The sequence below is a fragment of the Pseudomonas sp. NPDC086566 genome (assembly GCF_050280885.1).
Taxonomy (GTDB): Bacteria; Pseudomonadota; Gammaproteobacteria; order Pseudomonadales; family Pseudomonadaceae; genus Aquipseudomonas; species Aquipseudomonas vlassakiae.
The window spans coordinates 597,821-621,146 of the sequence record NZ_JBNNWD010000001.1 but is presented as its reverse complement, the minus strand read 5'-3'; the positions used below and the strand labels follow the sequence as shown (position 1 = coordinate 621,146).

The following is a 23,326-nucleotide window of genomic DNA, read 5'->3' as shown; positions in this document are numbered from 1 at the left end:
CCGCCTGCAGCGGACGCCGAAAAAACCAGATTAATCCATACATATCAGTACCTTACAAACATGGCACAGTCCCTGCTCTAGCTCTTCCCAACAACGCTTTACATACGGGGAGAACCACCATGCATCAACGCCATCCACTGGCCCGCCAGATCAGCCTCGCACTTTTGCTGGCTGGCACCGGCCAGGCCATCGCCGCCAGCGAAGAGAACAAGAACGAAACGGCCCTGGAAACCGTTACCGTCACTGCCCAGCACCGTGAGCAAACCCTCCAGGAAGTGCCGGTCGCGGTATCCGCCATCAAAGGCACCAGCCTCGCCGCCGACGGTGTACGCGCGATGGGCGACATCACCACCTTCGTCCCCAACGCCTCGGCCAAGAACCCCGATGGCGACGGCCGCCCGCGCTGGTACATCCGCGGCCTGGGCACCGGCGACACCGGTGCGGCGACCGTGTACCCGGTGGGCATCTACGCCGACGACGTCTACCTCAACGCGCCGATTGCCGGTGGCGGGCCGCTGTTCGACCTGGAGCGCATCGAAATCCTGCGCGGGCCACAAGGCACGCTTTACGGCAAGAACACCACCGCCGGTGCGGTCAACGTGATCTCGAAGAAGCCGACTTTCGACACCGACGGTTACGGCACCGTTGGCTTCGGCAGCAAGAACGAGCGCATCCTCACCGGCGCAGTCGGTGGCGCGCTGGTCGATGACAAGCTGGCCGGCCGGGTGGCGCTGTATTCCGAAGAGCGCGATGGTTTCCAGAACAACGACTTCGACGGCCACACCTACGGCGACGTGAACAAGAAGGCCATCCGCCTGCAGTTCCTGGCCCAGCTCAACCCCGACCTCGACGCGCTGTTGAAGCTGCACAGCCGCCAGTTCAAAGGCGACGGCAGCAACGGCTCGCTGCCAGTGGGCCGTTATTACAATGTCGGGTACCAACGCCCCAATGGCCGTGATATCTCGGTCAACGTCAACGAAGACTACCGCCTGGACCACGACGGCGCGTCGCTGACCTTCAACTGGTACCTGGGCGACTACACGCTGACGTCGATCAGCGCCTACGACTACATCCGCAACCGTTCCACCAGCGACGCCGACTACACCCCTTACGAGGTCAATGGCGCGGCGATCACCGACAACAGCTACCGCCAGTGGTCGCAGGAGCTGCGCCTGGCCTCGCCCGAGGACCGGCCGCTGCACTGGCTGGCCGGCGCCCACTACTTCCACGAAGACCTCGACAGCTCGGCGCAGCGGATCGTTACCCCGGGGCCGACGCCCAATGGCACCGGCTCCAACCAGGTCGGCACCACCGCGTTTCGCGACCTGGGCTACGACCACCGTACCGACAGCTATGCGCTGTTCGGCAACCTGACCTACGACTTCACCGACGCCTTCAGCGTCACGGGCGGCCTGCGCTGGACCCAGGAGAAAAAGGACATCGACCTGGACCTGACGCAGTTGACCCGCGCCACTGCCAACGGCCCGCTGATCCCGCTGGCAGGCGTGGGCACCAACGGCAACCGCCAGGAGGACAAGACCTGGGAAGCCTGGACCTACGACCTGACGCCCGAATACCGCATCAACGACAACCTGCGGGTGTTCTTCCGCTACGCCCATGGCTTCCGTTCCGGCGGCTTCAACACCGGCCTGTCGACCAGCCTGGCGCAACTGACCACGGTCGACCCGGAAGAACTCGACGCCTACGAACTGGGCCTCAAGTCGGAGTGGTTCGATCGCCGCCTGACCGTCAACGCCAACCTCTTCTACTACGACTATTCCGACATCCAGGTGAACCTGCTGACGGTCAACAACGGTGTGCTGACCACTGCACTGACCAACGGCGCCAAGGGCAAGGTCAAGGGTGCCGAGCTGGAAATCGAAGGCCAGCCGACCGAGCGCCTGCACCTGCAGGCTGCGGTATCGTTCCTCGATACCGAATACACCGACTTCAAGAACACCAACCCCAACACCGGCGCGGTGACCGGCGACTACAGCGGCAACAGCTTCGTGCGCTCGCCGCGCAACGTGGTGTCACTGGGCGCCGACTACACCATCCCGCTCGACGTGGGCGGCAAGCTGGTGGCAGGGGGTGACGTGAGCTTCCGCGACAAGGAGTACTTCCTCGCCGACCGCCAGAGCAGCGCCGACAAGACCCTCAGCCAACCGCACTACACCCTGGCCAACACCCGCCTGACCTGGTTCAGCCCGGATGAAAAACTCAGCGTGACCGGTTTCGTCAACAACCTCACCGACCGCCGCTACCAGGTGCATGGCCGGCCCAACGGCAGCGCCGGGCAATACGTGATCACCTACGGCGACCCACGCACGGTCGGCCTGAGCGTCACCAGCCGCTTCTGATGCGCCCTTGGGGCTGCCACGCAGCCCCAGGGCAACGATGCCTACTCAAGGAAAACCAGCATGCCCCACCACACCCCCTTGGCCAGCGCCGTCGCCCTGGCCATCGGCAGCCTTGCCGTGCCCGCTTTTGCCGCCGACGCCAACGACCACCTCGACACCGTGGTCGTGGTCGGCACCCATCGTAGTGATGTCACTGCCCTGCAAAGCGCCGCGCCCGTGGACGTCTTCACGGGCGAAAAGCTGCAGGAAACCGGCGCCAGCGACCTGTCAGCCGCCCTCACCGCACTCTCGCCCTCGTTCAGCTTCCCGCAATCACCGCAGGGCGCCTTTGCCGGCTCCATTGCCCAGGGTGCTTCGCTGCGTGGCCTGGCCTCAGACCAGGTGCTGGTGCTGGTCAATGGCAAACGCCGCCACACCAGCGCCAACGTCACCCGCCAAGGCCTGATCAACGCCCGCGGTGCTGCAGCGGTGGACCTCAGCCTGATCCCGCTGGCAGCCATCGAACGGGTCGAGATCCTGCGCGATGGCGCCGCCGCCCAGTACGGCTCGGACGCCATCGCCGGGGTGATCAACATCGTCCTCAAGGAACGCGATGACGGCGGCAATGCCGGGTACCGTTTCGGCGGTTACGACAAGGGCGACGGCCTGCAGCGCAAGCTCAGCGGCTGGAAAGGCTTCGCACTGCCCAACGACGGCTTCCTGACCCTGGCGTTCGACGCCGGTAGCCAGGACCCGGCCAGCGACACCCGCGACGACAACCGCCTGTTCTACCCCGGTTCCACCAGCATCAACACCCCGCGCGAGCAGAACAACCGCTACCGCAACTGGCGCTGGGGCTCGGGCAACGTCTCCGACCAGTACAACTTCACGGCCAATGCCGAGATGGGCCTGAGCGAGGGGCTGAGCGCCTACGGCTTTGCCACCTATGCGCACAAGAACACCGACGCCGAGAACTTCTTCGACCCGCCCACGACCCTGCGCAACAACTACGGTAGCGTGGCCCTGGCGCGCTACCCTGACGGCCGCCTGCCGGTCACCCGCTATGGCCTGGAAGACTACGCTGTCACTGGCGGTCTGCGCCTGGACGACGACACTCTGGGCCACTTCGACCTGGCGCTGAACTACGGCAACAACCGAGTCGACTCCACCGACCGCGACGCCATCAACCCCAGCTGGGGCAACGCCAGCCCCTCGACCATCTACACCGGCCGCCGCGAAGCCGACCAGACCAACCTGACCCTCGACTGGACCCGCGACTTCGCAAACGATTGGCTGTTCAAACCGCTGACCGTTTCGGCAGGGCTTGCCTGGCGCCAGGAAAACTACGACCTCACAGCAGGCGATGCCGCCGGTTGGTCCAACGGGCCACTGTTCAACACTGTCGACCCGATCACCGGCCGGCGTATTCCAGGCTATTACTCGGGCATTACCCAGGTCGATGCGGTGTCGCTCGACCGCCGCGTGATCGGCGCCTACTTCGATGTCGAAGCACAGCTTACCGAGCAATTCCAGGCTGGCGTGGCGGTGCGCAGCGAGCACTACTCCGACTTCGGCGACACCACCAATGGCAAGCTGTCGCTGCGCTATGACTTCACCCCGCAGATCGCCGCCCGGGCCAGTGCCAGCACCGGCTACCGCGCGCCCTCGCTGGTACAGAGCGGGCTGTCGTCGTTCAGCGTGCAGGTGGTGGAGCAGCCACCGGGCAGTGGCAACTGGGTCGAGGTCCAGCAACGCACCCTGCGCGCCGACAGCCCGGAGGCGGCGCTGCTCGGTGGCAAGGCATTGAAGCCCGAAGAGTCGACGAACTTCTCCGTGGGCCTGGTCTGGCAGCCGCTGCCCAATGCCTCGCTGACCCTCGATGCCTACCGCATCGACATCGACAACCGCATCACCCTGTCCGACCAGTTGCCGTCGTCGGTGGTCAGGCCGATCTTCGCCGGTACCCCCTACGCCAATATCCAGAGTGCCGCCTTCTACACCAACATCATCGACACCCGCACCGACGGTTTCGAACTGGCCGGCCACTACCAGCTCGACCTGGCCCGCTGGGGGCGCCTGGACTTCAACGGCGGCTATGCACACAACAACACGCGCATCACCGGGCTGGACGATGTCGGCAGCATACCCGGCAACCAGATCATCGGGCGCAACACCCAGGGCCTGATCGAGGATGGCACGCCAGAGGACAAGCTGACCCTGAGCGCCAACTGGCTGTATGACGGCTGGAGCGTGACCGTGGCGCAGCGGCGCTATGGCGAGTGGCAAAACCGCAACGCCGCCAACCCGGCGCTGGACCAGACCTTCGGCGCGCAGTGGGTGACCGACCTGGATGTGTCGTACCGCTTCGACCTTGGGCTCACCCTGTCGGCCGGCGCGATCAACCTGTTCGACAGCCATCCGGACAAGCTTGAGGGCGCGCAGTTGTATGGCGTGCCGAAGTACTCCATCACAAGCCCCGAGGGCGCCCAGGGCGCGTTCTACTACACCAGCGTGAGCTACGATTTCTGAGCCTGCTCGCAGGCGGCGTATTGCTGAAAGGCTGTTGCTGGCGCAGCACACCCTTGCTGCGCCAGCAACAGGAAGCGGCCCGATGGGCGTACTTTCACGCGCCGGGGCGCTTGGCACAGCTCTTGCAAAGCCCCTGACATCGTCCGTTGCCTCCAAGGTTTGCCATGCGCTTGCTCTCCCCCCTTACCTGGCTGATATCGCCCCTGGCCCTGCTTGGCCTCTGGAGCATGCTGGCCAACGCTGGCCTGTTCCCCGTCAACCTGCTGGTACCCCCGCAAGAGGTGTGGCGAAGCTTCAATGAACTGCTGGCCAGTGGCGAGCTGCAAGAGCACCTGGCCGGCAGCTTGTCGCGACTGGCCCTGGGTTTCGTCTTCGGTACGCTGGGCGGGCTGGCATTCGGCACCGCACTGGCCTTGTCGAAGACCGTGGAAGCCTACTGCGCGCCTTTGTTCCACTGCTTGCGGCAGATCCCAAGCATTGCGCTGATCCCGATGTTCGTGCTGCTGTTCGGCGTCGACGAGACCTTCAAAGTGGTGATCGTCGCCAAGACGGCGTTCTTCCCAGTGGCATTGGCCACCTGCGAAGGCGTGCGTGCCATCCCGCGCAGCCACTTCGAAGTCGCCGCCGTGTACCGCCTGAGCTGGCCGGCCCTGGTGGGCCGCATCGCGTTGCCGGCAGCGCTGCCGGCCATCGTCACCGGTATCCGTGTGGCCCTGACCCGCGCCTGGGTAGTGCTGGTGGCGTGCGAGTTGCTGGCCGCCGACAGCGGACTGGGGCAGATGATCGAAATGGGCCGGCAGATGTTGCGCATTGACGTGGTGATGGTCGGCGTGGTGCTCACCGGGGTGATCGGGTTCACCCTGGACTATGGCCTGCGCCGCGTCGAAAGGCGCTTCACCACCTGGCAGAGCCGCTGAGGATTGCTGATGAACCTGAACAATCTGCGGGGTCTGGTGTTGCCCGTGTTGCTGCTTGGTGCCTGGGAATACGCCTCGCGCCAAGGCGCGGCAGGTGCCTATGCGTTCGTGCCGCTGGCTCAGGTCGGTTCGGCACTGAGCGAACTGCTGGGCAGCGGCGAACTGCTGGTCAACCTGTGGGCCAGCCTGCTGCGCACCTGTACCGGGCTGGCCATCGGTATCGTCGCCGGCCTCGCCCTGGGCACGCTGATGGCGCTCTCGGCGCCCGCCAACCGGCTGATCGCCCCGCTGTTCCACGCCTTGCGCCAAGTGCCGATGCTGGGCTGGATCCCGCTCATCGCCCTGTGGCTGGGCAATGGCGAGGGCGCCAAGCTGCTGATCGTCAGCCTCGCCGCCCTGTACCCGGTGGCGCTCAACACCTTCGAAAGCTTGCGCCAGGTCGAGGGCCAGCACCGCGAAGCCGCGCGCGTGCTGATGCTCAGCCCTGGGCAGCAACTGCGCCTGATTCTGCTGCCCGCAGCCCTGCCCGGCATCGCCACTGGGGTGCTGCAGGCCCTGGCATTCGCCTGGGTGACCTCGGTGGGCAGCGAGTTGTTCCTGTCCTCCGGCGCCGGCCTGGGCAGCTTGATGATGAATGCCGAGGCCGCCGCACGCATGGAGATCATCGTGGTTTGCGTGCTGTGCATCGGCTTGTGCGGTTACCTGATGTCCTGGCTCTGCAGCCGCCTCGCCCGCCGCCTGCTGCGCTGGCGCCCGACCCCCTGATGCCTGAACCTTCAAGAGCCCTGACCATGAACGCAGTCGCCCATCCGTTCCACCCCAGCGCCACCACCGGCGCGCTGACCATCCAAGGCCTTAGCAAGCAGTACCCGCTCAAGGGCAAGCCGGTATCGGTTCTGGAAAACATCGACCTGGACATTCGCCCCGGCGAATTCGTCAGCATTCTCGGCGCCAGTGGTTGCGGTAAATCGACACTGCTGCGGCTGGTCGTCGGCCTTGATCAAGACTATCAAGGCCAGATTCTGCTGGACGGGCGACCCGTGCGCGGGCCGGGCCTGGAGCGCGGCATCGTGTTCCAGGACCATCGCCTGTTTCCCTGGATGACCCTGCAGCAGAACGTTGCCCTGGCCCTGAAGAATCACGCCATGGCGACCACGCTGAAAGACCGGCTGGTGGCCGAACACATCGAGCTGGTAGGACTGGGCGGGTTCGAAAGCGCCTACCCGCACCAGCTTTCCGGCGGCATGGCGCAACGTGCAGCCATTGCCCGGGCCTTGGTGAACAAGCCCAAGGTGCTGCTGCTCGACGAGCCGCTGGGCGCGCTCGACGCGCTCACCCGGGTACGGCTGCAACAGGAACTGCAACGCATCTGGCTGCAGGAAGGCTGCACCGTGATCATGGTGACCCACGACATCGAAGAGGCGCTCTACCTCAGCGCACTGCTGCACGGTTACAAGCAACGGCTGCTGGCGGAGCTGGTCGGGCATTGAGCCGCCATGAAGGCCCATGCACTTTAAAATTATCTATGCGCATATTGCTGCTACACATATATCAGCAATCATCATAATTAGCTTAGAATCAAAAAGCCTTTTACAGAGAAAAAATATAAGAATACGGTCTTACACGGCCGTCCCCCCTCCCAGAGATCGGGACAAGCGTCCTGTACCCGAAACAAGGGCCAGTGCTGGCTGAACACTACGCGGCTGCCGATTGCCGCTCGCCAACACAAGGAAGTTCGAACATGGACCTACATCCGCCCTTTGATCTGCGATCAGGGCTAACCGCACTCGTCGCCTGCCTGGTGCTGCCGACACTCCCCGTGCAGGCAGCCGAGCAGCAAGAGACTCGGCTCGACACCATCTCGGTGATTTCCACCGGCCTGCGTGGACAGCAACGTACCGTGGCCGACAGCCCCACACCCATCGACATCATCAACAGCGAACAACTGCTGAAGACCGGCCGGGCGGAACTGTCGGAGGCCATCTCCAAGCTGCTGCCATCGTTCAACTTCGGCACCAATATCGCCGGGGTCAACTCCCAAGTCCGGCCACTCAGCAATCGCGGCCTCGGGCCGGCCTACACGCTGGTGCTGGTCAATGGCAAACGCCGTCACAACGGCGCTGCCCCCGCCAATGGCAGCACCGACACCAGTGGCGCCAACGCTGTCGACATCGACATGATCCCGATCAGTGCCGTCGACCATATCGAGGTGCTCAAGGACAGCGCGGCAGCCCAATACGGCTCGGACGCAGTAGCGGGAGTGATAAACATCATCCTCAAGCGCAGTGCATCAGGCGGTCATGCCGAAGCCAGCTACGGTCAGTTGTTCTCGGGCCAGGGTGAAACCATCAAGACCGCTGCCGATCATGGCCTGGAGCTCGGTGACGGGGGCTTCCTGCACCTGTCTGCAGATGCCCGCAAACGCGGTACCGCCACGTGGGTCGGCAAGTCACCGGACAGCGTCCGCGCGTTTTTCGAGGATGATCGCCAGGCCGCCTGGGATCACGTCAGCACCAAGAATGGCGACCCTGATCTGAAGGCGTTCAACCTGGCCTACAATGCCGAGTTGCCGTTATCCGACGACCTCAAGCTTTATTCCTATGCCACGTATGGCGAGCGCAAGACCGAAGCGAACAATCAGCTGCGTGCGGCCAATGGCGCGGCATCGATCCCGGCGCTGTTTCCGGATGGCTACTTCCCCTTGAACAACCTCAAGGACACCGACTATCAGTTCCTGTTCGGGGGTAAAGGCAGCGCGGCCAGTTGGGATTGGGACCTGTCCACCACCTATGGCCGTGACAAGATCGAGCACGCCAGCGACCTGACTGCCAACCCGACCTACGGCCCGCAGTCCCCGACCAAGTGGGATGACCTGGCCACATTGCAGTTCGAGCAGTGGGTCAACAACCTCGACATCACCCGCCACTTCGATGGGCTTTTCGGTGCATCCGTTCCAACCCAGGTGTCCGTAGGCCTTGAACACCGCTGGGAGCGCTTCCGGACGTTCGCCGGCAATGACCCACGTGCCTACAGCGTCGGGCCTTATACCTTCCCGGTGGGCAGCCCGCTGTATGTCGCCAACGGCGCACAACCGTCAACAGGCGCCCAAGGAGTATTGGCGATCCGCCCGCAAGACGAAGCGGACCTGAAACGCAACAATTACGCGGCCTATCTGGACCTTGGTTTTGACCTCTCGCCGAAATGGTACGTTGGCATCGCCGGGCGAGCCGAACACTATGACGACATCAAGGAAAATACCTACAGCTTCAAGCTCAACTCCCGCTACGCGTTCACAGACCAGATTGCCGTTCGAGGCACCTTGGGCTCGGGCTTCCGGGCGCCTTCCCTGACCCAGCTCGGCTATACCGTCACCGACAACCGCACGGCAGCTGATGCCAATGGCAACGCCGTGCCCGCACTGCGCTATACCGCTACGCCGGACAGCGCCGTGGCCCAGGCGCTGGGGGCAGCCGACCTGAAGCCGGAGAAGTCACGTAACGCAGGCCTTGGCATCACCTGGCAGCCAGCGCCGCGGACCAGCTTCACCGCCGATGCCTACGTGATCGATATCGACGACCGCATCCTGCTCAGCGAAAACCTGTATGACCGCAGCAATGGCAACGGCGCCATTGGCGACATCCTCGAATCCGTCGGGGTGGCACGCAATACCTGGGTCAGCTACTACACCAATGCCTTCGATACCCGCACGCGCGGCATCGACCTGGTAGCCGACCACAGCAGCCAGTTCGGCGCCTGGGGCGATGTCCGCTGGAGTGCCGCCTTCAACTACAACAAGACCACCGTGGAAGGTAGCCGCGGCACGCCAGCCGCGCTGCAGAATGCCGGCGTCAGCGTCGTGGGCCATGCCGCAGAAGGTTTGTTGGTAGCGGCCACCCCGCGCAGCAAGTGGATCCTTGGTGCCAACTGGACGCTTGGCAACTTCGCCGCCAACCTGCAGACCACCCGCTACGGCAAGGTCGAGACCTGGCAGCAGAACCCTGCACAAGACCGCAGCTTCGGTGCCAAGTGGATCACCGACCTCGACCTGTCCTACCTGCTGTTCGACAGTCTGACCCTCAGCATCGGCGGCACCAACATCTTCAACGTGCGCCCCGACAACAACGGCATCACCCAGGCTGCCTACAAGTACAACTATGGATCCCCGCCTTTCCACCCGGGCGGCGGATTCTGGTACGGCAAGATCGCCTACGACTTCTAACCCTGGGCGCAGGTTGCCTGCGGCGCTATCGCGCTCGTGGTGATGCCTGCCCCCCAAACCCCGATGAAAGCAATGAGGCCCCTATGACTGTGCTTGTTCTGGAAAAACCTCCCGTGGATATCGCCCCAGCCGAGGCCTTCAAGCAGGCCATGCGCAATACCGCGGCATCGGTAAACATCATTACCTGTGCAGGCAGCGACGGCGACTATGGCCTGACTGCCACGGCCTTCAGCTCGGTGACACTCGACCCACCCACCGTACTCGTCGCGGTGAATTCGGCTGCCAGCATTTACCCGCACCTGATCGAGCACAAGCGCTTGTGCGTCAATGTAATGAAGGAAAATGCCGAGTCCGTGGCCAACGACTTCGCGGGTGGCTTGCCTGTACAACAACGCTTTGCCCGCCATGCCTGGCGCCGTCTGGCCAGCGGCAACCCGGCACTGCTGGCCAGTGTGGCCGGGTTCGATTGCCGTGTCAGTGAACTCCACCACATAGGGACTCATCTGGTGGCCATCGCTGAGGTGCTGGAATGCTGGCACAGCGATGAACTGCCGCTGCTGTACGCTTCAGGCCGCTACGGTCGTTTCACCTGAGCAGCCCGGGTGCCGGGCGGCCTGTTGATCGCTGTAGCGGTCAGCGGGCCGCCCATGCCTTCGATGGCTAGTCTTGCGCCGGTTGATAAAGGCTTACCGCGCTGGCGTCCACCGCTTTGGGCAGCAGCCCCTCGCGATAGAACGCATCGGCGATGCGTTGCTGCTCGGCCAGGTTCTCCGGCTTCACCGGCTGCACGTCGTAACTGCGCCGGGCATTGGCCTGCTGCACCGTGGCGCTGTCCAGGTTACCCCACAACGGGCCCAGGATACGCGCAGCCTCCGCCGGGTGGGCCTTGGTCCAGGCCCCGGCCTCGCGCAAGGCCAGGTAGACCTGCTGCAGCACCTCGGGGTGGGCCTTGGCGTAGTCGCTGCCGGCCAGGTAGTAGCGCTGGTAGCTGGCCAGCTCGCTGCCATCGGCCAGGATGCGCGCGTTCTGCTGGCGCTGGGCGCTGGCCACGTAAGGGTCCCAGGTCACCCAGGCATCGACCTTGCGGTTCTCGAATGCGGCTCTGCCGTCGGCGGGAATCAGGTACGCCGGGGTGATGTCCTTGAACGTAAGCCCGGCCTTGGCCAAGGCCTGGATCAGCAGGTAGTGGCTGCCGGCCGCCTTGGTCACCGCCACGCGTTTGCCTTTGAGGTCGGCCAGGGTCTTGAGCGGCGAGTCCGCCGGCACCAGGATCGCCTGGGCGGTTGGCGATGGGGTCTCGCGGGCGAAGTAGGTCAGCCTGGCACCTGCCGCCTGGGTGAACACCGGCACGGTGTCGGCGACATCCGCCGACAGGTCGACGTTGCCCAGGTTCAGTGCTTCCAACAGCGGCAGCCCGCTGGGGAACTCATGCCAGCTGACGCGGATACCCTCGGCCTGCAGGCGTTGCTCTAGACTGCCGCGGGCCTTGAGCAGGGTCAGCAGGGTCGAAGACTTCTGGTAACCGATGCGCAGGGTCTGGTCGGCGCTGGCCAGGTTTGGCAGGAGGGCGCTGGCGAGCAGCGCGAGAGCAAGCCGGCGTAACGTGTTCAATTGCATCAGGGGATCTCCAGCGTCAGGGTTGTGCGGCCAGCCTGGCGGTAGCGGGAACGGTGAAACCGCTGGCGAAGGTCGGTGCCACGTCGAGGCGTTCGTTCATCAGGCCGTGGGCATGATAGAAATCGGCGGTGTCCTGCTGGGTGGCCACCGTCTGTGGGTCGATCACTTGCCAGTGCAGCTGGCGTCGTTCGAACTGCAGACGGGCGGCGTCCTCGGGGAAGCCGATGATGGCGGCCAAGGTCTTCGAGTAACTGTCCAGATGCTGGTTGGCCCACACCTGCGCCTCGGCAAGGCGGTTGAGGTAGTCTTGCAGCGCCGCCCGCCGCGCAGGCTCGCCCAGCGCCTTGTCAGTGGCTGCAAGGAAGCTGTTGCCGCTGGACAGGCCGCGGCCGTTGACCAGCACCCGGCCCTGCCCGCTCAGCTCGGCCAACGCGGTGTAAGGCTCCCAGGTCGCCCAGGCGTCCACCGAGCCATTGGCCAGGGCAATCTTGGCATCCACCGGCCCGAGAAAACGGAACTCCACGTCCTTCTCGGCAAGCCCGGCCTGGTCCAGCGCCTTCAGCGCCAGGTGATGACCAATCGAACCTCGGCCGGTGGCAATGCGCTTGCCCTTGAGTTCGGCTGCACTTTGCAGCGGCGCATCAGGCCGGACCAGCAACGCCGTACCGTAGGGGTCTGACTTGTCCACGGCGATGGCTTTGACCGGCGCCCCTGAGGCCAGCACGAACAACAGCGGCGCATCACCAATGATGCCGGCATCGATCGCCCCGGCATTGAGCGCCTCGGCCAGCGGCGCGGCAGCCGGGAATTCAGCCCAATGGATGTCGTAGGGCAAATCGCGCAAGGCGTCGGCCGCCTCCAGCTGGGCACGCATGTTGCCCTTCTGGTCACCGATGCGCAGGGTCAGGCGCTCCGTGGCGCTCGCCTGGCCCATCAGCAGCAAGGCCGTAGCAAGGGTCAACAGTTTGGTTCGAATGGACATGGCGCTCCTCGATGCCTGGGCGGGCGGCGTCATGCTGCCCGGTCAGGCGACTCTAGCGACAACCATCAAATAACCTAAATTGATTTTAGGAATAACCTAATATGCGTTTTAATCAGATCAGATCCTGCATATGGCATTACCTGCCATTGCGATTATGCTAATGCCTTATTTTTCCCGTTCGATCTTGTGAGCGCCGATTATGAAAATCGATGATATGGACGCCTTCGTCGCGGTCATCCGTTGCCAGTCGACCAACCTTGCCGCCGAGGCCTTGCAACTGACGCAACCGGCCATTACCCGCCGGGTGCAGAACTTCGAGGAAGACCTCGGCGCCACCCTCCTCGACCGCAACACCAAGCCCCTCAAGCCCACGCCCATGGGGCTGCGGGTGTACGAACAGTGCAAGGCGATCCTGCGCGAGATCGACTCGCTGCGCGAACTGGTGGCCAACGATGGCGCGCCGTCAGGCACGCTGCGCCTGGGCGTACCGCAAACCCTGGGTGACGTCGTGCTGCTTGATGCCCTGGCGCAGATCCGCGAAGCCTACCCGCAGCTGCGCACGCAGGTCAGCAGCGGCTGGGGCACCAGCCTGATCGCACGTATGGAGAACGGCGAACTGGACGCAGCTGCCGCCTTGTTCCCGCCAGGCAAGATCTTCCCCGAGGGCATCGCCAGCCAGTCCATCGCCCGCATGCCGCTGAAGGTGGTGGCGGCCAAGGGCAGCGCGGGCAAGCGCAGCTACAAGCTCAAGGACTGCTACACCCGCGGCTGGGTGCTCAACCCGGACGGCTGCGGTTTCCGCGCCGGGTTGCAGCGTGCACTGAGCGAACAGGGGCTAAGCCTGTCAATCAACCTGGAGACCTTCGGCACCGAGTTGCAACTGGGCCTGGTCGCCAACGGCCAGGGCCTGGGGTTGGTCCCCGAACCCTTGCTGCAAGCCAGCCGGCATCGCGATGCGCTGGACGTGCTCAATGTCAGCGATTTCAAGCCACAGGTAGACTTGTGGCTGTTCCATCCGCGTTACCTGGGCAACCTGCAGGAACCCGTGGAACTGTTTGGTGAAATAGCCGGGCACAGGCTGCTGGGCTGAGATCACCCGGGCCTTGCGAGCGCCGCTGACGTTAAATGCAATTTCTGCATAACGATCAAAACACTACATTCTTAAAACAAATAATTAGCATAGAACGAAAAAGACTTTTACAGGGTTCATCCATACGAATACGGTCTTAAGCAACTCACCGTCATTCAGGGATGAAACCCCATGAGTCACCCCTCCGACAGCGCCCTCGCTGAGCTGACGCAGGCCCTTGCAGCCAATGCAGCGCGCTATGATCGCAGCGGCCAGTTCCCCCAGGACAACTTTGACCTGCTGCAACGTCACGGCCTGCTGGCCCTCACCGTGCCCCGCGCCCTCGGTGGTGGCGGGGCCGACCTTGCCAGCGCTCGCCGCGTGATCGGCGCAGTCGCCAAGGGCGACCCTGCCACCGCGTTGATCCTGGTGATGCAGTACCTGCAGCATTTTCGTCTGCAGGACGAAGCGCGCTGGCCCGAGCACCTGCGCCATCGGGTGGCCCGCGATGCCGTGCAACACGGCGCGCTGATCAACGCGCTGCGCGTCGAACCTGAACTGGGCACCCCTGCCCGCGGCGGCTTGCCCGCCACCGTCGCCCGGCGCACCGCCGAAGGCTGGCGCCTGAGCGGGCGCAAGATCTACTCCACCGGCAGCCACGGCCTGACCTGGTACCTGGTCTGGGGACGCAGCGACGATGCCGACCCTTTGCTGGGCGGTTTTCTGGTGCACCGCGACACGCCCGGGATCAGCATCGTCGACGACTGGGACCACCTGGGCATGCGTGCCACCTGCAGCCATGAAGTGCGCTTCGACGACGTGCTGATCCCGCTCGATCACGCCGTCAGCGTCAGCCCCGCCAGTGCCCCGAGAGCCGAACTCGATGGCCAGGGCCTGCTGTGGATGGCCGTGCTGCTGCCGGCGGTATATGACGGGGTGGCCCGCGCCGCCCGCGACTGGCTGGCGGGCTTTCTCAAGCAACGCACGCCGTCGAACCTGGGCGCCCCGCTGGCCAGCCTGCCGCGTTTCCAGGATGTGCTGGGCCGCATCGACACGCTGCTGTTCGCCAACCAGAGCCTGCTCGATGCCGCCGTCGCCGGGCAGACGGCAGCGCAGCATGCCGGCCAGCTCAAGCACCTGGTCAGCGCCAATGCCATCCAGGCCGTGACCCTGGCCGTCGAGGCCGCCGGCAACCCCGGTCTCTCCAGGCGCAACCCGCTGGAGCGCCACTACCGTGACGTCCTCTGCAGCCGCATCCACACCCCGCAGGACGATGTGGTATTCAGCCAGGTCGGCCGCGCCGCGCTGACGGAGGCTCGCTGATGAGTCATTCGATCATCGCCAGCCAGCTCGACGCGCTGGCCAACCAGCATCTGCGCGAGCATTTGCCAGACCACGAAGTCATCGATATCGCCCCCGGCCAGCTGGCCCTCGAGGCGCCCGCCGATGTGTTCATCCTGCGCCCGGTGAATGTGCGCGGGCAGCGCGTCGACAGCCCGCCCCCGGGTTGGCCGTGGGGTCTGAAGTGGGTGCAGTTGGTATCTTCTGGCATCGATTTCTACCCGGACTGGGTCTTCAATGGCCCGCCGGTGACCAGTGGCAAGGGCGCCAATGCCGAGCAGGTAGCCGAGTTCGCGCTGGCCTTGGTGTTTGCCGCTGCAAAGCAACTGCCAACGCTTTGGGTCAAGGATGCCGACTGGCGCCTGACCGCGCTGGCGCCGCTGCGCGGCCGCACCCTGGGCATTCTTGGCTTCGGCAGCATCGGCCAGTGCCTGGCGCGCAAGGCCGTGGCCCTCGGCATGCGGGTGCTGGCCCTGAGCCGCCCTGGCCAGCCAATCGCCGAAGTACCTGGCGTGGAACGTGCCGACGATCTGCGCCAGTTGTTCGCGGGCAGCGACCACCTGGTGCTGGCCGCACCGCTTACCCCCGCCACCCGCGGACTGCTCGACCGCCAGGTATTGGGCGATGCCCGCCCGGGCTTGCATCTGATCAATATCGCCCGTGGCGGGCTGCTCGACCAACACGCCTTGCTGGAGGCCCTGGACAGCGGCCTGATCGGCCGTGCCAGCCTGGATGTCACCGACCCCGAGCCGCTGCCTGCCGGCCACCCGCTGTATCACCACCCACGGGTTTTCATCTCGCCACACACCTCGGCCATTTCCGAGGAGGGTTACCCCGCCTTCCTCGAAGCCTTCATCGCCAACTTCCACCGCTACCGCGAGCAGGCGCCCCTGGCCAACCTGGTCGACACCGCCCGCGGCTACTGATTACCGGAGAGCACACCATGAGTTCACTGTCTGCCGTCACCCCCCGTTCCGACAATGTGCGCGACCGGGTCAGCGCCGAAGAATGGGAGGTGCGCGTCAAGCTGGCCGCAGCCTACCGCCTGGCGGCCCTGTTCCGTTGGACCGACCATATCTACACGCACTTTTCCGCCCGCGTGCCGGGGCCGGACGAGCACTTCCTGATCAACGCCTTCGGCTTGCTTTTCGACGAGATCAACGCGTCCAACCTGGTCAAGGTGGATGTCGACGGGACGATCATCGACGACCCGCTGGGCCTGGGCATCAACCAGGCCGGCTATGTGATCCACAGCGCCATTCACCGCGCCAGGCCCGACCTCAAAGCCGTGCTGCACACCCATACCCGCGACGGTGCGGCGGTATCGGCCCAGCGCGACGGCCTGCTGCCGATTTCCCAGCACGCCCTGGCCTACTACAGCCGGGTGGCCTACCACGATTACGAAGGCGTGGCCCTGGACCTGGACGAGCAGCAGCGGCTGGTGGCCAACCTGGGCGACAGCAACATCCTCATCCTGCGCAACCACGGGCTGCTTACCGGGGGCATCAGCGTGGAACACGCGTTCCGCGAACTGCATGGGCTGGAGCGTGCGTGCAACATCCAGGTGGCGGCCCAGGCCGGGGGCAATGACCAGCTGTTGCATGCGCCGCAGGCGGCGATAGCCAAGGTGCACGAGCAATCGAAGCGCTTTGCCGATGGCAAGGGGGAAGGTATCCAGCGGCACTGGGATGCCTTGATCCGGCAGTTGGACCGTGAGGGCCGCGATTACCAGAACTGACAGGTACTCGTTGGCTGTGCCGGCCCCTTCACGGGGCAGGCATAACCCCATTCTGATGAAGGATCACCCCATGCCCCCACTGCACCGTCTGTTCGCCATCGGCTCCCTGGCCCTGGCTCTCACCGCCTGCTCGCCCGCCGACAACAACACCAACAGCAAGACCCTCAGCGTTGCCTTCTGGGGCGACAACACCACCCTGGTCAGCGTCGATCCGTTCCAGGTCTACTGGCTGGAACATCGCGTGCTGCTGCGCAACGTCGCTGAATCCCTCACCGACCAGGACCCGGACAGCGGGCGCATCATCCCGTGGCTGGCGAAAAGCTGGGAGATCAGTGCCGACGCCCTGAGCTACACCTTCCACCTGCGCCAGGATGTCACCTTCAGCAATGGCGAGCGCTTCGACGCGCATGCCGTGAAAACCGCCTTCGACAGCAACAAAGCCTTCGCCGCCCAGTTGCCGGCCACCTTTGGTGCCACCTACCTCGCAGGCTTTGACCACGCCGAGGTCATCGACGACTTCACCGTGCGGCTGGTGCTGTCACGGCCCAACGCCGGCTTCCTGCAGGCCACTTCGACCACCAACCTGGCGATCCTCGCCCCGGCGTCGTACCAGCTGACCGCGCAGCAACGTTCGCTGGGCAAGATCATCGGTACCGGCCCGTTCATCCTCGAGCATTACACCCCCGAGGTCGGCGCACGCCTGGTCAAGCGCAACGACTACGCCTGGCCGTCGGCCAACATGCGCAACCAGGGCCCGGCCCATGTGGATGCCATCGACATCAGCTACATCCCCGAAGAAAGCGTGCGCAATGGCCTGTTCCTGCAGGGCAAGGCCGACATCCTGTGGCCACGCAACCCGTTCTCGGAAGTCGACCTCAAGCTGTTCCAGTCCAAGGGTGCGACCATCCAGAGCCGCTCGCTGCCAGGCCCTGCGCTGAACCTCTACCCCAACACTCGCAACGACCGTCTGCTGGCCGATCGTCAGGTGCGCCTGGCGCTGCAGAAAGCCATCGATCGCACCAGCTATGCACACACCGTGTACAACGCAGCGTTCCCGGTGGTGAGCGGCGTGTATGACGTCACCACGCCGTATTTCAAAGCCCAGGCCAGCAAGCTTGCCTATGACCCCAAGGGCGCCGAGCAACTGCTTGAGGCCGCCGGCTGGCACAAGGGCGAAGACGGCTACCGGCACAAGAACGGCCAACGCCTGACTCTGCGCTACAACCTCACCCCGGCCGAGAGCGCCGGTGATGTGCTGGTGCAGGACCAACTGCGCAAGGTCGGAATCGATCTCAAGCTGAATGTGCTGACCCGTGCCGAGTGGGTGGCCGGTAACGCATCGGGCAGCTATGACCTGACCTCCACCTACATGACCCGCGCCGACCCGATCATTCTGCAGACCATCCTCGACCCCCGCGCGGCCAACAGCGCCACGCTGGCCACCAACACCTACGAGCCGCACGTGCTGGCCAAGGCCCAGGGCCTGTTTGACAGCGGCATCACCGCCACCGCCGACCCTCAACGGGCTCAAGCCTATGGCCAGCTGCAGGACCTGCTGATCGACGAAGCCTCGGCGTTCCCGCTGTACGAGCGCGTGTGGCAGGCCGCCACTGCGGCGCGGGTCAAGGACTTCCGCTGGACCGCAGAAGGCTTCGCCTTGTTCAGCGACATCCAGGTCGGCCAGCCATGAAGCGCTACCTGACCGGCCGCATCGGCCAGGCACTCCTGGTGCTGTGGGGCGCCTACACCGTCACCTATTTCATTCTCTATCTGCTGCCCGGCGATACCCTGGCGATCATGCTCAGCGCCTCGGGCATGGAGGCCGACGGCCTGTCGCCCGAGGATTTGGCCAAGGCTCGCGCTTACTACGGGCTGGACAAAGGGCTGTTCGAGCAGTACTTCGACCTGCTATGGCGCGCATTGCACGGCGACCTGGGGCAGTCGCTGTCACTGGGGCGGCCGGTCACCGCGCTGCTGGCCGAACGTCTGCCGCAAACCTTGGCGCTGGCGGGCTCTGCCATCGTGCTGTCGTTGCTGGCCGGGATCGGTCTGGCCTACCTGACCGCATACGTGCAATGGCGCCCACTGAAAACGGCACTGGCCCGCCTGCCCTCGCTGGGCTTTTCGGTGCCGGTGTTCTGGATGGGGCTGCTGCTGATCCAGGTGTTTGCCTTCGCCCTGGGCTGGTTCCCGGCGACCGGTAGCCAGGGCTTTGCCAGCCTGGTGCTGCCGGCAATCACCCTGGCGATACCCAGCGCCGCCGTATATGCCCAGGTCTTGCACCGCGGCTTCCAGGGGGTGTGGCAGGAGCCGTACATCACCACCGCCTTCGCCAAAGGCCTCAGCCGGGCCCAGGTGCAGGCCCGTCACGGCCTGCGCAACGCCGCCCTGCCGCTGCTGACCCTGGTTGGCCTGCAGGTCGGCAATACGGTGTCCGGCGCCGTGCTGGTGGAGACCATCTTCTCGCGTAACGGCGTCGGTCGCCTGGCCCAGGAGGCCGTGCTGCGCCAGGACATCCCGGTCGTGCTGGCGATCGTCGCGGTATCGGCCACTGCGTTCGTGGTGGTCAACCTGATCGTCGACTTGCTCTACCCCTGCCTCGACCCACGCATCACCCATACGGCCAAGGTGAACTGAGATGACCATTCATATCCCCCTGACCCCGAACGACACGGCGTCTGCCGGCGTCGAGGCACGCCCTGCTGCCGGTTGGAAGCGTCGTACCCGTCTGCAGCGCGCATGGCAGACGTTGGGCCCGTTGCTGCGCCGGCCAGGCTTCAGCCTCGCGCTGCTGATCGTGCTGTTTGCCCTGTTCGCCGCGCTGGCACCCCATCTGCTGAGCCACTACGACCCTTATGCCACTTCGCCCGCCGACAAGCTCAGCGCTCCCGGCCTGGAGCACTGGTTCGGTACCGACGAGCTGGGCCGCGACCTGTACACCCGGGTGGTGTACGGCGCCCGCCTGTCGGTGATGGCCGCACTGCTGGCGGTGGCCATTGCCCTGTGCGGTGGCCTTGGCCTTGGTGTACTGGCGGGTTTTGCCGGTGGGCGCGTCGACGCTGCGCTGATGCGCCTGATCGACGTGTTGCTGGCCCTGCCCGGCCTGCTGCTGGCATTGGCCATCGTCACGGCCATCGGCTTCGGCACGGTGCCTGTGGCCGTCGCCGCGGGGGTCGGGATCATCCCGGGCTTCGCCCGTACCACCCGTGCCGAAGTGCTGCGGATCAAAACCCTGCCCTACGTCGAAGCCGCACGCCTGGGCGGCGCCAGCTGGGCGCGCACGCTGCTGCGCCACGTGCTGCCCAATGCCTGGGGCCCGGTGGCGGTGCTCGCCACCCTGGACTTCGGCGCCGCCATCCTGGCCACTGCCGGGCTCAGCTTTCTGGGCTTCGGCGCAGCCCCGCCAGCAGCGGAATGGGGCACGCTGATCGCCAACGGCCGCCACTTTCTGATCACCGCGCCGTGGGTATCCCTGCTGCCGGGGCTGTTCGTGGTGGCCGTGGTGTTCAGCCTCAACCACCTGGCGCGCAGCGCCGAGGAGCATGCCCGATGAGCCAGTCGCCATTGATCGAGGTACGCGACCTGAGTATCAGCTACGCCTTCGCCGGGCAACGCACCCAGGCCGTGAGCCAGCTGTCGTTCAGCCTGGCACAGGGCGAAACATTGGCCATCGTCGGCGAGTCCGGTTCTGGAAAGTCGACCCTGGCCAACGCCCTGCTCGGCCTGCTGCCAGGCAATGCTCACATCGACCAGGGCCAGCTGTGGGTCGACGGCGTGGATGTGGCCCAGGCTGACGAGCGCACCCGGCGCCAGTTGCGCGGGCGTACCGTCGCCCTGGTGCCGCAGGACCCGATGGTCAGCCTCAACCCCACCCTGCGCATTGGCCGGCAGATCGCCGAGGCGCTGTTGCTGGCCCGCGGCCGGCGCTACCCCGAGGTGGACCGCGAAGTGCTGGCGTTGCTGGCCCAGGTTGGCCTGGACGAGCCGGCGCTGCGGGCTCGCCAGTACCCTCACGAATTGTCCGGCGGCATGCGCCAGCGGGTGCTGATCGCCATCGCCCTGGCTGGCGAGCCGCGGCTGATCATTGCCGACGAGCCCACCAGCGCGCTGGATGTAACGGTGCAGCGGCGCATCCTCGACCACCTGCAACAGCTGGTGGCCGAGCGTGGCATCTCGCTGCTGATCATCACCCATGACCTGGGCATGGCCTGCGACCGCGCCGACCGCCTGCTGGTGATGAAGCAGGGCAAGCTCATCGAGCATGCTTCGCCCAGGCAAATACTCTGGGGCGCCCAACATCCCTATACCCGCGACCTGCTCAATGCGGCGCCGGCCTTCGTGCCGCGACGCAGGCCCGGCGCGCTGCCGGGCCAGGCGCCGCTGCTGCGCCTGAGCAACGTCGGCAAGCGCTTTGCGCTGCCTGGGCAGCACGCGCACTTCACTGCCCTGCACGACCTGAGCCTTGAAGTGCACGCCGGGCAGACCCTGGCCATCGTGGGCGAGTCGGGCTCGGGCAAAAGCACAGCGCTGCGTATTGCCCTGGGGCTGGAAAGCCCCAGCCAAGGGCATGTCGAGTTCGCTGGTGAAGAGGTCAGCGCGTTCAGCTGGCGGCAGTTCCGTCCCCTGCGTCGGCGTATCCAGTTGGTGCAGCAGAACCCGTTTGCCGCACTCGACCCACGTTTCACCGTGTTCGACAGCATCGTCGAACCGCTGGTGTCGTTTGGCCTGCTCAAGGGCCAGGCTTTGGAGCGCAAGGCCCGCGAACTGATCGCCAGGGTGCACCTGCCGGTGCACTTCCTCGATCGCCTGCCGCGGGAGTTGTCGGGAGGCCAACGCCAGCGGGTCGCCATTGCCCGGGCCCTGGCCCTGGAGCCGGAGGTGTTGCTGCTCGACGAACCGGTCAGCGCGCTGGACGTATCGGTGCAGGCACAGGTGCTTGCGCTGCTGGATGAACTGCAGCGCGAACTGGGCATGGCGTATGTCCTGGTCTCCCATGACCTGGCGGTGGTGGCAAGCATGGCCGACCAGGTGCTGGTGCTACGGCGCGGGCAGGTGGTCGAGCAAGGGCCGGCGGCGCAGGTGTTCGGCCAGCCGGCCAGCGCCTACACCCGAGCGCTGATCGAGGCAATACCAGGGCATTCGCGCAGCGTACTGCCCGTGGCGGTTTGACCGTTGTGCCACGCGGCACGGGCGTGCCGCGCGGATCAGACATTGAAGAGGTATTGAACGTGAGCAAACGACAGATCCATCTCGGCGCGATGATCCATGGTGTCGGCCACGGCTGGGGCGAGTGGCGGCACCCCGAGGCACTGGCCGACGCCAGCGTCAATTTCGGTTACTACAAGCAACAGGCACAACTGGCGGAGGCGGCGAAGTTCGATTTTGCCTTCATCGCCGACAGCCTGCACATCCACGCCCGCTCCAGCCCCCATTACCTCAATCGCTTCGAGCCACTGACCGTTCTCTCGGCGCTGGCAGCTGTCACCTCCCACATCGGCCTGGTAGCCACGGTCACGGTCAGCTACACCGAACCTTTCCAGGTGGCCCGCCAGTTCGCCTCGCTGGACCTGATCAGCGGCGGTCGCGCCGGCTGGAACGTGGTCACCTCGTGGCTGTCGGGTACCGCTGACAACTTCGGCAAGGATGAACACCCTCCCCATGCCGTGCGCTACCGCATCGCCCGTGAACATGTCGAAGTCGTCCAGGGCCTGTGGGACTCGTGGGAAGACGACGCCTTCACCCGCAACAAACAGACCGGTGAGTTCTTCGACCCGGCCAAACTGCATACCCTTGGCCACCAGGGCGAGTTCTTCAAGGTCAAGGGCCCGCTGAACATCCAGCGCTCCCCCCAGGGCCAACCGCTGATCTTCCAGGCCGGGGTGTCGGAGGATGGCCGCAATTTTGCCGCGCAGAACGCCGATGCAATCTTCGTCAACCCCGAGTCGTTCAGTGCCGCCCGTGCGTATTACCAGGACCTGAAACGCCGCGCCGCCGGCCATGGCCGCGACCCGGAGCAACTGTTCATCCTGCCGGGCATCCGCCCCATCGTCGGCCGCGATGAAGCCGAGGTCGAGCGCCGCTACCAGCAGGCCGTAGACCTGGTGAGCATCGAGGACGCCCTGGTCGCCCTGGGCCGGCCTTTCAACGACTATGACTTCAGCCACCACGACCTGGATGCCCCGTTCCCCGACCTGGGCACGCTGGGCGACAACAGTCACAAGGGCACCGCCGACCAGTTGAAACAGCTGGCCCGCGACGAGGGCCTGAGCCTGCGCGAAATCGCCCTGCGCTTCTCGCGCCCGCGGCGGGACTTTACCGGGACCCCGGAGCAGGTCGCTGATGCCTTGCAGAGCTGGTTCGAGGGCGGCGCCGCCGATGGTTTCATCATCAACGCTTTGCTGCCCGATGGGCTGCAGTACTTCACCGAGCTGGTGGTCCCGCTGCTGCAGGCGCGCGGCCTGGTGCGCAGCGAGTACCCCGGCAGCACGCTGCGCGAAAGCTTTGGCCTGAGCGTACCGACCAACCGCAATACCCAACGTCGCAACCAGGCCGCCGTCGCCTGACGGCTGCCCCTC

Annotated in this window: 18 protein-coding genes; 16 read left to right on the top strand and 2 right to left on the bottom strand. The window is 65.2% G+C overall.

The genetic code is table 11. From position 1 onward, the window contains the following. The first annotated feature begins 119 nt into the window (after positions 1-119). The 7 genes from ACQKPS_RS02985 (at position 120) to ACQKPS_RS02955 (ending at position 10,597) form a co-directional block, all read left to right on the top strand. Positions 120-2,360: a TonB-dependent receptor gene (locus ACQKPS_RS02985; protein WP_283724304.1), complete on the top strand. Its 2,241-nt coding sequence runs from the start codon at positions 120-122 to the stop codon at positions 2,358-2,360. Positions 2,361-2,420: 60 nt separating this feature from the next. After that, entirely contained in the window at positions 2,421-4,868 is a 2,448-nt protein-coding gene (locus tag ACQKPS_RS02980) for a TonB-dependent receptor plug domain-containing protein (protein ID WP_427602632.1), read from the top strand. A gap of 164 nt (positions 4,869-5,032) precedes the next feature. Then, complete coding sequence (locus ACQKPS_RS02975) at positions 5,033-5,785, top strand: ABC transporter permease (RefSeq protein WP_283724302.1); 753 nt, start codon at positions 5,033-5,035, stop codon at positions 5,783-5,785. Positions 5,786-5,794: 9 nt separating this feature from the next. Then, complete coding sequence (locus tag ACQKPS_RS02970; protein ID WP_313201103.1) at positions 5,795-6,550, top strand: ABC transporter permease; 756 nt, start codon at positions 5,795-5,797, stop codon at positions 6,548-6,550. 26 nt (positions 6,551-6,576) lie between these two features. Then, positions 6,577-7,275: an ABC transporter ATP-binding protein gene (locus tag ACQKPS_RS02965; RefSeq protein ID WP_427602631.1), complete on the top strand. Its 699-nt coding sequence runs from the start codon at positions 6,577-6,579 to the stop codon at positions 7,273-7,275. A 251-nt stretch (positions 7,276-7,526) separates the two neighbouring features. Beyond that, on the top strand, positions 7,527-10,004 hold the full coding sequence (locus ACQKPS_RS02960) for a TonB-dependent receptor plug domain-containing protein (RefSeq protein WP_427602629.1): 2,478 nt from the start codon (positions 7,527-7,529) through the stop codon (positions 10,002-10,004). Between the two features lie 83 nt (positions 10,005-10,087). Beyond that, positions 10,088-10,597: a flavin reductase gene (locus ACQKPS_RS02955; RefSeq protein WP_254485497.1), complete on the top strand. Its 510-nt coding sequence runs from the start codon at positions 10,088-10,090 to the stop codon at positions 10,595-10,597. Between the two features lie 67 nt (positions 10,598-10,664). Here ACQKPS_RS02955 and ACQKPS_RS02950 read toward each other — a convergent pair whose 3' ends face one another. Then, complete coding sequence (locus tag ACQKPS_RS02950) at positions 10,665-11,621, bottom strand: aliphatic sulfonate ABC transporter substrate-binding protein (protein ID WP_254485498.1); 957 nt, start codon at positions 11,619-11,621, stop codon at positions 10,665-10,667. A gap of 16 nt (positions 11,622-11,637) precedes the next feature. After that, positions 11,638-12,603: an ABC transporter substrate-binding protein gene (locus ACQKPS_RS02945; protein ID WP_427602626.1), complete on the bottom strand. Its 966-nt coding sequence runs from the start codon at positions 12,601-12,603 to the stop codon at positions 11,638-11,640. Positions 12,604-12,802: 199 nt separating this feature from the next. On the opposite strand from ACQKPS_RS02945, the gene ACQKPS_RS02940 reads away from it, so the two are divergent. The 9 genes from ACQKPS_RS02940 (at position 12,803) to ACQKPS_RS02900 (ending at position 23,314) form a co-directional block, all read left to right on the top strand. After that, positions 12,803-13,693, top strand: a complete 891-nt coding sequence (locus tag ACQKPS_RS02940; protein WP_427602624.1) for a LysR family transcriptional regulator — start codon at positions 12,803-12,805, stop codon at positions 13,691-13,693. 171 nt (positions 13,694-13,864) lie between these two features. Beyond that, positions 13,865-14,995: an acyl-CoA dehydrogenase family protein gene (locus ACQKPS_RS02935; RefSeq protein WP_427602622.1), complete on the top strand. Its 1,131-nt coding sequence runs from the start codon at positions 13,865-13,867 to the stop codon at positions 14,993-14,995. After that, positions 14,995-15,939: a D-isomer specific 2-hydroxyacid dehydrogenase family protein gene (locus ACQKPS_RS02930; RefSeq protein WP_427602620.1), complete on the top strand. Its 945-nt coding sequence runs from the start codon at positions 14,995-14,997 to the stop codon at positions 15,937-15,939. The genes ACQKPS_RS02935 and ACQKPS_RS02930 overlap by 1 nt, the downstream gene beginning before the upstream one ends. A 17-nt stretch (positions 15,940-15,956) precedes the next feature. Continuing rightward, entirely contained in the window at positions 15,957-16,751 is a 795-nt protein-coding gene (locus ACQKPS_RS02925; protein ID WP_313201110.1) for a class II aldolase/adducin family protein, read from the top strand. A 70-nt stretch (positions 16,752-16,821) separates the two neighbouring features. Further along, entirely contained in the window at positions 16,822-18,441 is a 1,620-nt protein-coding gene (locus ACQKPS_RS02920; protein ID WP_427602618.1) for an ABC transporter substrate-binding protein, read from the top strand. Next, entirely contained in the window at positions 18,438-19,388 is a 951-nt protein-coding gene (locus tag ACQKPS_RS02915; protein ID WP_427602616.1) for an ABC transporter permease, read from the top strand. Before ACQKPS_RS02920 ends, ACQKPS_RS02915 begins: the two co-directional genes overlap by 4 nt. A gap of 1 nt (position 19,389) precedes the next feature. Then, complete coding sequence (locus ACQKPS_RS02910; RefSeq protein ID WP_427602614.1) at positions 19,390-20,304, top strand: ABC transporter permease; 915 nt, start codon at positions 19,390-19,392, stop codon at positions 20,302-20,304. Continuing rightward, on the top strand, positions 20,301-21,920 hold the full coding sequence (locus tag ACQKPS_RS02905; RefSeq protein WP_427602612.1) for a dipeptide ABC transporter ATP-binding protein: 1,620 nt from the start codon (positions 20,301-20,303) through the stop codon (positions 21,918-21,920). Before ACQKPS_RS02910 ends, ACQKPS_RS02905 begins: the two co-directional genes overlap by 4 nt. 59 nt (positions 21,921-21,979) lie before the next feature. Then, positions 21,980-23,314, top strand: coding sequence for an LLM class flavin-dependent oxidoreductase (locus ACQKPS_RS02900; protein ID WP_427602610.1), 1,335 nt, complete (start codon positions 21,980-21,982; stop codon positions 23,312-23,314). The last annotated feature ends 12 nt before the right edge of the window (positions 23,315-23,326 follow it).

Coding starts and splice junctions, on each gene's coding strand:
- ACQKPS_RS02985 (WP_283724304.1), top strand. CDS start 120: ATGCATCAACGCCATCCACTGGCCCGCCAGATCAGCCTCGCACTTTTG.
- ACQKPS_RS02980 (WP_427602632.1), top strand. CDS start 2,421: ATGCCCCACCACACCCCCTTGGCCAGCGCCGTCGCCCTGGCCATCGGC.
- ACQKPS_RS02975 (WP_283724302.1), top strand. CDS start 5,033: ATGCGCTTGCTCTCCCCCCTTACCTGGCTGATATCGCCCCTGGCCCTG.
- ACQKPS_RS02970 (WP_313201103.1), top strand. CDS start 5,795: ATGAACCTGAACAATCTGCGGGGTCTGGTGTTGCCCGTGTTGCTGCTT.
- ACQKPS_RS02965 (WP_427602631.1), top strand. CDS start 6,577: ATGAACGCAGTCGCCCATCCGTTCCACCCCAGCGCCACCACCGGCGCG.
- ACQKPS_RS02960 (WP_427602629.1), top strand. CDS start 7,527: ATGGACCTACATCCGCCCTTTGATCTGCGATCAGGGCTAACCGCACTC.
- ACQKPS_RS02955 (WP_254485497.1), top strand. CDS start 10,088: ATGACTGTGCTTGTTCTGGAAAAACCTCCCGTGGATATCGCCCCAGCC.
- ACQKPS_RS02950 (WP_254485498.1), bottom strand. CDS start 11,621: ATGCAATTGAACACGTTACGCCGGCTTGCTCTCGCGCTGCTCGCCAGC.
- ACQKPS_RS02945 (WP_427602626.1), bottom strand. CDS start 12,603: ATGTCCATTCGAACCAAACTGTTGACCCTTGCTACGGCCTTGCTGCTG.
- ACQKPS_RS02940 (WP_427602624.1), top strand. CDS start 12,803: ATGAAAATCGATGATATGGACGCCTTCGTCGCGGTCATCCGTTGCCAG.
- ACQKPS_RS02935 (WP_427602622.1), top strand. CDS start 13,865: ATGAGTCACCCCTCCGACAGCGCCCTCGCTGAGCTGACGCAGGCCCTT.
- ACQKPS_RS02930 (WP_427602620.1), top strand. CDS start 14,995: ATGAGTCATTCGATCATCGCCAGCCAGCTCGACGCGCTGGCCAACCAG.
- ACQKPS_RS02925 (WP_313201110.1), top strand. CDS start 15,957: ATGAGTTCACTGTCTGCCGTCACCCCCCGTTCCGACAATGTGCGCGAC.
- ACQKPS_RS02920 (WP_427602618.1), top strand. CDS start 16,822: ATGCCCCCACTGCACCGTCTGTTCGCCATCGGCTCCCTGGCCCTGGCT.
- ACQKPS_RS02915 (WP_427602616.1), top strand. CDS start 18,438: ATGAAGCGCTACCTGACCGGCCGCATCGGCCAGGCACTCCTGGTGCTG.
- ACQKPS_RS02910 (WP_427602614.1), top strand. CDS start 19,390: ATGACCATTCATATCCCCCTGACCCCGAACGACACGGCGTCTGCCGGC.
- ACQKPS_RS02905 (WP_427602612.1), top strand. CDS start 20,301: ATGAGCCAGTCGCCATTGATCGAGGTACGCGACCTGAGTATCAGCTAC.